Source organism: Vibrio sp. 10N.247.311.13 (assembly GCF_041467595.1).
GTDB classification, from domain to species: Bacteria; Pseudomonadota; Gammaproteobacteria; order Enterobacterales; family Vibrionaceae; genus Vibrio; species Vibrio crassostreae_C.
In genome coordinates, this window is sequence record NZ_JBFSUX010000097.1 from 1 (window position 1) to 8,446 (window position 8,446).

At 44.4% G+C, this 8,446-nt stretch carries 5 protein-coding genes and 1 pseudogene; 4 read left to right on the top strand and 2 right to left on the bottom strand.

The window, feature by feature from the left end; all coding sequences use genetic code 11:
* Positions 1 to 97: 97 nt before the first annotated feature.
* Together AB6E52_RS22275 and cls are read right to left on the bottom strand one after the other, a co-directional pair.
* On the bottom strand, positions 98 to 1,282 hold the full coding sequence (locus AB6E52_RS22275; protein WP_017065338.1) for a cystathionine beta-lyase: 1,185 nt from the start codon (positions 1,280 to 1,282) through the stop codon (positions 98 to 100).
* A 182-nt stretch (positions 1,283 to 1,464) separates the two neighbouring features.
* Positions 1,465 to 2,919 (bottom strand): cardiolipin synthase, encoded by a 1,455-nt coding sequence (gene cls, locus AB6E52_RS22280; protein WP_017065339.1) that lies wholly within the window; start codon positions 2,917 to 2,919, stop codon positions 1,465 to 1,467.
* A 366-nt stretch (positions 2,920 to 3,285) separates the two neighbouring features.
* On the opposite strand from cls, the gene AB6E52_RS22285 reads away from it, so the two are divergent.
* The 4 genes and pseudogenes from AB6E52_RS22285 (at position 3,286) to AB6E52_RS22300 (ending at position 8,336) form a co-directional block, all read left to right on the top strand.
* Positions 3,286 to 4,719 (top strand): sodium-dependent transporter, encoded by a 1,434-nt coding sequence (locus AB6E52_RS22285; protein WP_050543975.1) that lies wholly within the window; start codon positions 3,286 to 3,288, stop codon positions 4,717 to 4,719.
* 166 nt (positions 4,720 to 4,885) lie between these two features.
* A pseudogene (locus AB6E52_RS22290) lies at positions 4,886 to 6,497 on the top strand (methyl-accepting chemotaxis protein).
* A gap of 178 nt (positions 6,498 to 6,675) precedes the next feature.
* A complete protein-coding gene (locus tag AB6E52_RS22295) occupies positions 6,676 to 7,374 on the top strand; it encodes a TIGR01621 family pseudouridine synthase (protein ID WP_017060318.1) in 699 nt (232 codons plus the stop codon).
* Positions 7,375 to 7,382: 8 nt separating this feature from the next.
* A complete protein-coding gene (locus AB6E52_RS22300) occupies positions 7,383 to 8,336 on the top strand; it encodes a class I SAM-dependent methyltransferase (RefSeq protein ID WP_102320317.1) in 954 nt (317 codons plus the stop codon).
* Positions 8,337 to 8,446: the final 110 nt, after the last annotated feature.

An 8,446-nucleotide genomic window follows, 5' to 3' on the forward strand; every position in this document is an offset into this window, starting at 1 on the left:
ATAGTTCAAAAAAAATCCCCAAGCGTGGCTTAGGGATTTGTGTATAAGAGACAGGGAATATCCTGCCTTTTTTGCATATTAGACCTATCGTCTCAGATTAAATCAGAGCGCTATAACGTTCTAATCCCGCCTCTAGATCAGCAATCAGGTCATCAACATCTTCTAACCCAATATGAACACGTATCAAGGTACCTTCGAAATTAGGATTGGCAACAGTTCTCAAGCTGTCAAAACTGCTTGGTTCGTTAGCTAGAATCAAACTTTCAAATCCACCCCAAGAGTAACCCATACTAAAATGTGTCATTCCATCAAGTAACGCTGTCGTCGCTTTGATATTAGAGTTGTTTAGTACAAAAGAGAACAAGCCATTACCGCCAGTAAAATCTCGTTTGAAGAATTCATGGCCTGGGCAAGACTCAAGAGCAGGGTGACGAACGTGGTTAACTTCAGGACGAGTCTCTAACCATTTTGCGACCTTCAAGCTGCTTTCTGCGTGTTGGCGTAGACGCACATCAAGAGTACGAATGCCGCGAAGCCCTAAATAAGCATCATCAGGTGAGACACATTGCCCCATCAAGTAACTTTGCTCTCTTAGTTGATCCCAGCATTTCTCATTGGCGACTGCCGTACCTAGCATCACATCAGAGTGACCCACGATGTATTTGGTCGCTGCTTGAATCGAGATATCAACACCAAAATCAAACGGTGAGAAGTTCACGCCAGCCGCCCAAGTATTGTCTAGCATAACGATGATGTCATGTTCATGAGCGATACGCGCTAGTGTTGGAATATCCTGCACTTCCATGGTGACAGAGCCTGGAGACTCAGTAAACAGCACCTTAGTGTTTGGCTTGATAAGGTCTTGGATACCTTCACCAATCGTTGGCTCGTAGTAAGTTGTCTCTACCCCCATCTTTTTCATGATGGTGTCACAGAAATCACGAGTAGGTTCGTAGCAGGTGTCAACCATTAAAATATGATCACCTGTTTCTACAAAAGAGAGAATGGCATTCGAAATTGCTGCTGTACCACACGGGTACAGTGCACAACCCGCGCCGCCTTCTACTTCAACCATCGCATCTTGGAAGGCAAAATGAGTGTTGGTTCCACGACGTCCGTAAAAAAGGGTCTTGTTAGCGCGGTTAATCGTAGCTTTACGCTTCTCTTCTACTGAGTTAAATACGACAGTTGAAGCGCGTTGTACTGGTGGGTTAACAACACCATTGGTCCACTTCTTATCACGACCGGCAGTGATAAGTTTAGTGGTTTTGTTCTCGGACATGCTGTGAATTCCTTATCAATCGGTTATGTCCTATTTAAAACATGCCAAGAGTGTTCAAAGCAAGAGCGGAGCGGGGATTTTTGCGCTTTTCTTACGATTTTTAACCTTTCACTCAGTTAACAGTGAAAGGTTAAAAATGATCGATGGGGAAACAACGAGCCATAATCGACTCATTGCTGGAATTATAGGAGTGGGTTGAACAAGTAGAACAGCCTCTCAAAGAAGCGATTACTAAGGTTTCTTTGCTCCCACTGTTCTAACTCTACAGAGTGGGATGAAGCGATATAAGATTTCTGCAGCTCAGACAGTTTTTGCGTGAAATGCACATCATCCACAGCCAGAGTCACTTCAAAGTTGAGCCACAAACTGCGCATGTCGATATTGACGGTTCCGATCAAGCAAAACTCTTCATCGATCACTACCGATTTGGTATGAAGAAGGCCACCGTAAAATTCATAGATCTTCACGCCAGCTTCAAGCAACTCGGTATAAAACGCACGAGAAGCCCATTTAACCATTAGTGAATCGTTATTGTGTGGAATGATCAGTTCTACAGTTACGCCGCGTTGAGCTGTCATCTTAAGTGTTTCGAGTAAGTCAGCACTTGGCACAAAATAAGGTGTAGTAATACGTACAGAATGATTCGCTTGATTGATGGCGATGGTCAGTACTTGTAAGATCAAATATTCCGGCATGCCAGGGCCAGACGGCACGACTTGAACCGGATGATGTGTCATGATTTCTTCAACTGGGCATTCAGGTATATCAGGGAGAATGCGTTCACCAGTCTCAACTTCCCAATCCCAGCCATGAATAGCGGATAACACATTAACGGTTGGCCCAGTCACTCTGACCATTACATCAATCCACTGACCAACGCCGGAACTTTGTTTGAAGTGAGCAGGATCGACCATGTTCATTGAACCCGTATAGGCGATAGTCTCGTCAATCACAATGATTTTGCGGTGTTGTCTTAAATCTAGGCGACGTAAAAAAATACGCCATGGGCTCACTTCTAGTGCTTGTACGACTTGAACGCCTGCGTCCTTCATCATTGACTGCCAGTGGCTTTTGAAAAAGCGAGGGCTACCGGCTGAATCGAGCAAAACTTTAACATCTACGCCACGTTTTGCAGCGCGAATCAGCGCAGAGGCAACCGAATCGGTCAGGCCACCTGGATGCCAAATATAGAAAACCATCTTGATACTGGTTTGTGCATTTTCTATATCTTCGATAATTGCGTGTAGGATCTCGTTTGGTGAAGATTGCAGCGATAGAGTGTTTCCACTGAGTGCAGGGATGCCCATTCGATTGTTACAAAGCTCGTCAATCTTATGGATAGGGGAGCCGACTTTCCCTGGTTGGTGAAGTTGGCAATCATTCAATTGACGGAACCAGTCGCCGAAAGGGGTAAACATACGATGAGCGCGTTCAGCCCTTTTTCTGCCTAGGTTTAGCTCACCAAAAAGGAAGTAACAAGCTACACCAACAATCGGGATAATGTAGATAACCATTAGCCAAGCAAGAGAAACGCTGACAGAGCGTCGTTTTAGTACAACACGAAACGTCACACCGGCTACGAGAACCCAGTACAAAACAACAGAGGCCAAAGTTAAAAAATGATAAAGCTTATCCACATTGAATACTCGAAAAAAGAGACACTTAGATAGTAATGCTATTTAACGGATATGGGAATTTAAGGATTCAACTATTTACAAAATAGAGCAAAAGATGTAAATAGGTTAAAGTTGTTAAGTTTTGGTCAACTTAAGAAGAAAACGATTGTTTTGTATGAAAAGTCGGCATTTAACCATAAAAATTTACATCTTTAACGAAATTTGTACGGTATGCTCTTCCAATTTTATTCTTAAACTGGTTTACTTGCTAGACAACGAGCGTCAATCAAATCTTTTAGGTGTGTAAATTTATTTATACACCTTCCTTTTAAAGACGCCACCCAAAGCAAAACACAACATCACATAACACAAAAGTTTGGAGTACACGTGGCTACTAGTAATACAACCACAACACCCCGCGATACCTGGGGTTCGAAGTTAGGATTCGTAATGGCTGCAGCAGGTTCTGCTGTTGGCTTAGGTAACATTTGGAAATTCCCATACACAGCAGGCGAAAGTGGCGGTGGTGCATTCGTTGCCATTTACCTGTTTTTTGTAATTTTTATTGGTTTCAGTGTCATGCTGACTGAATTTGCGATTGGCCGTCATACGCAAAAATCAGCAGTAGGTGCATTTAAAACAACTGACCGTCGTTGGACGTTCGCTGGCGTTATCGGCGTATTCAGTGGTCTACTTATCATGGGTTTCTACCCAGTAGTAGGCGGTTGGTCAATCGCATACATCGGTAAAATTGCAGGTGGTCTTCTAGACGCACCAGAAGCAATTGGTGATAGCTTTGGTGGCTTTATCTCAAACCCAGTTCAACCACTAATGTGGATGGGCTTATACCTACTACTTAACGTTGTTATCGTTATGAAAGGTATCTCTGGTGGTATTGAGAAAGCAGGTAAGATCCTGATGCCGCTTCTTTTCATTATCCTTATTGTAGTATCAATCAAAGGCATTATGCTTCCGGGCGCGATGGCTGGTCTTGAGTTCCTATTCAGTCCTGACTTCTCTAAAGTAGACAGCAATGTAATCCTAGCCGCTCTAGGTCAAGCATTCTTCTCTCTAAGTCTTGGTATGGGTTGTATGATGACATACGGTTCTTACCTTAAGAAGAAAGAGAACCTAGTTCAGACAACAGCAATGGTAACCGCAATGGATACTGGTGTTGCTATTCTAGCTGGTGTTGCAATGTTCCCTGCAATGTTCGCGTTCGGTATGGAACCTGCAGCGGGCCCTGGTTTAGTATTCGTTGTTGTTCCTCAGCTATTCGCTGAAATGGGCGGCGTAATCGGTCTTCTATTTGCTCTTATGTTCTTCGTTGGTTTGAGTGTTGCGGCACTAACATCTTCAGTATCTCTACTTGAAGTTGTGGTTTCTTACCTAATCGATGAGAAAGGCATGAAGCGTGTAACAGCGGTACTGTCTGCAAGTGTTGTAATGGCGATTCTATGTATCTTCGCTTCTCTATCACTTGGCGGCTTCGGTCCAACACTGTTTGATACTGGCGCGTTCGACATTTTCGACCTACTAACGGATAAGATTTTCCTAGCGGTTGGCGGTATGTTGGTATGTATCTTCGCTGGTTGGAGACTAAACCGTGCAGACCTAGAGAAAGAAATCACTAACGACGGTGAAGTCTCTTTCCCACTATTTGGTCTATGGTACACACTAGTTAAGTACATCATCCCTGTAGCTATCGCAATCGTTGCGTTCATGGGTATCTCTTCTGGCTTCGATAGCGGTAAAGGTGCAATCATGCTACTAGGTATTGGTATCATTGCCGGTTTTGCGCTGATTTCTAAGAAGTTCTAATCGCAAGATAAAGTAATTTGATAAACGGGAGCTCATTAGCTCCCGTTTTTTTATGTCTGGAACTTAATTATCTAAGAAAAATAACCATTAAAGGTATCCGTCTGATAGCCGATATAAATGGAACGAATAGCTGTTAGAGCTATATTTTGATTTAGGTAGGTGTTGTTTGAAATTGTCAGTGAGAAAGAAACTGTATGCCGGTTTTGGCTCTATATTGGCGGTGCTTGTCACGTTAGTCGGTATTGTATGGATGGAAGTTATTGGCGCTCATAAGAGCGCCGATGAGATTAGATGATGTACCGGGTACCGTTACCTACCTTGTTTTGATCGATGAAGCTGGAGATGTCTATCGAGATGCTCTGGGTGCAATCACTCTGGTCGATAATGCACTCAATGATTATCGAACCAACAAGAACGAATTTGCTCAAGCTATCGAGCAGGCTAAGTGTTTGGAGAGTAGAGGTTCGGAAGACCACCGCCGTATTCAGCGAATTGAAGACCTGATGGGGCGTTTCACTCAAGAGTTTGAATCAAAGCTTGTGCCGAAGATCAATGATGAAGCTGCGCTACTAGCCAATATTCAACAGCTACGATCTTTGTATGAGAGCAATCTTATCCCTATTGAGAACTTACTGGATCAAGCGTCAGCAAGTGAGCGCGCAGATACAGAACAGTCACTACTGACACTAACCGACACGTTTACTACCATCGAGCGCACTATCATGGTGTTGTCTGCGATTGCTATCGTCTTCGGTTGTGTGATTGCATATATGTTGTCGAGTTCTATTACTAATCGCCTGACTCGTGTTGAACAAGTAGCACGCCGCGTGGCAAATGGTGATTTAACCGCAGGTGACATTACCGATGAGTCTGGTGATGAACTGGCTGATCTTGCTAGTTCGATTAACCAGATGCAGAAGTCGTTAGTGGACTTATTAGGTTCTATCTCTTCTGTGACCCATGAAGTTCAATCTGTTACGGGCGAACTATCTTCTATTAGTCAAGACATCGTAACGGGCGCTTCTGCTCAAGCTGATAAGGCCAACTTAATTGCAACGGCTGCTGAAGAGTTAAGCTTGACCATTTCAGAAGTGGCGCAGCAAGGTACTTCAACTTATGAAGAAGCACGTCGCTCAGAAACCTCTGCAGAAGATGGCCGCAACGTGATTGTTGAGATGGTGGTGAGTATTCAACAAGTGTCGACTCAAATGAGCGATATGTCGTTGCAAATGAATACTCTAGGTTCTCACGGTGAGCAGATTGGTAGCGTTATCAAGGTAATCGAAGACATTGCTGAGCAAACTAACCTGTTAGCTCTTAACGCTGCAATTGAAGCGGCACGTGCAGGCGAGTTTGGTCGTGGTTTTGCTGTGGTAGCCGATGAAGTGCGAGCGCTAGCAGAAAGAACAACCAAAGCGACACGAGAAGTCTCGGGCATCATTCAATCGATTCAATCGGGCACTCAAGAAGCGGTGACTTACACTCAAGATAACTGTCGTTTAGTTGAGATTGGTGTTGAGCAAAGCTCAGGTGCGGTTTCGGCTCTAGAAGCGATTGTGAGCGGTGCGGGCAATGTACAAAGCATGGTTAACTCTATTGCGACTGCGGCAGAAGAACAGACGGCTGTGACCAAAGAAATTGCAGCGGACATTACCGCGATTAGCGATATCTCTGAGCAATCTCTGCAGCTAGCAACTCGTAGCTCCGAAAATACATCAGGCTTGAACGCTAAGGTTGCTGAGCTAGAAGCATTAGTTGGTAAGTTTAAACTGGGGTAAAGCGGTAGCTTGGTTCTATTTACCTATTGGTAATCGAGTAAAGACCACGCACTGATCGCTAGTTGCTGAAAAGAAGCCCAACGATTCAATATTTATTGAGTGAGTTGGGCTTTTTCGTAGCTGGAATCTGGGTTCAGACGAGGTATACTCCACGTTCTACAATGGAGCTAGCCTTTACATGTTCGATATTCTTCTGAACCACTCTGATTTTTTACTTATCAATAAGCATCCTGGAGTCAGCGTCCACAAAGACGATGGCGATACCATGTTGCTTCAAGAAGTTGCTAAGGCAATTAATGAGCCTAAGCTGTATCTCGTTCATCGACTAGATAAAATGACTTCGGGCATTCTGCTGCTGGCAAAAAATGCGTCGGCGGCGAGCGAGCTTTCACAGCTATTTGCAAAGCGTGAAGTAGAAAAATACTACCTTGCGATTGGCTCTAAGAAGCCAAAGAAAAAGCAAGGTTTGATCTCAGGAGACATGGAGCGTTCACGACGCTCAAGTTGGAAACTTCTGACATCCAAAGAGAACCCGGCGATTACTCAGTTTTTATCAGCAACGGCTGAACCCGGTGAGCGTCTGCTGTTATGCAAACCCTATACAGGGCGAACTCACCAGATCCGTGTCGCGATGAAGTCGATCGGCTCAGCCATTGTTGGTGACCCTATTTATAATCCATCGAGTGAGGCTGACAGAGGTTATCTACATGCCTTCGCGATTCGATTTGCCTATCAATCACAAGCCTACGAATATGTCTGCGACCCAAGGAGCTTAAACTCTTTGGGTGAGAAGTGGCATCAGGAAACCGTGTCGAACGGTTTGGACAGTTGGCTTGAACCTTGGTCATTAACTTGGCCAAAGCTAAACACTAAGTGAGTGAAATAATGGAAGCATCAGCTTTACCTCTGTTTTTTAGTCATATTGAACAGCAACTTAATGAAGTACCAAACGAACTACGCCGTATTTTCCACGGGCGCGGTAAGTTTTGGCCTGGTCTAGAGCAACTGACATGTGACTGGGTTGATGGACAGCTACTGGTTAACGTGTTTAAAGAAGTCAACGATGAATTCTTGTCATCTCTTAAAGCTGGATTGGTTGAACTCACCAACAAAGATATCTGGCAATCAAAGCAGGGCACAAGCATTGTTCTGCAACACCGTTATGCCGATGGTGCGCCTTCAGAGGTTCTATGGGGTGAGTTGAATGACTCTCCGGTTGTGGTTGAGCATGGCCTTAAGTACCAATTAGACATTGGCCGTAATCAGAACTTCGGTTTGTTCCTAGACATGCGTAATGGTCGTCAGTGGGTACAAGATAATGCCAAGGATAAGAACGTTCTTAACCTGTTTGCATACACTTGTGGTTTCTCTGTCGCGGCTATCGCTGGTGGCGCTCGTCAATGCATGAACGTGGACATGTCACGTGGCTCGCTAAACAAAGGTCGCGATAACCACCGTCTGAATGAACACGATATGCGCTCGGTTAACTTCCTTGGCTACGATATCTTTAAGTCGTGGGGGAAAATCAAGAAGGGCGGCCCTTACGAGCTAGTGATCATCGATCCACCTTCGTTCCAAAAAGGCAGCTTCGCCCTAACTAAAGATTACAAAAAGATCTTACGTCGCTTGCCTGATCTTCTAACAGAAGGCGGAGAAGTGATTGCTTGTGTTAACTCACCAGCAGTATCGCCAAACTTCCTAATCGAGACGATGGTAGAAGAAGCGCCAAGCGTTGAATTCATTGAGCGTCTGGACAACCCACCTGAGTTTGTCGATGTCGACCTTGATTCAAGCCTAAAGGTATTGAGGTTTAAAATCACGGCTTCAGCTGAAGCTTGATGTCATGATTTAGCGGGCATTATCCATACTAATATAGAAAACGCCGCTCACAATGAGCCAATGCCGTTCGGATAAGCATTACTGTTTGAATCTAAACGGATATTTAGCTG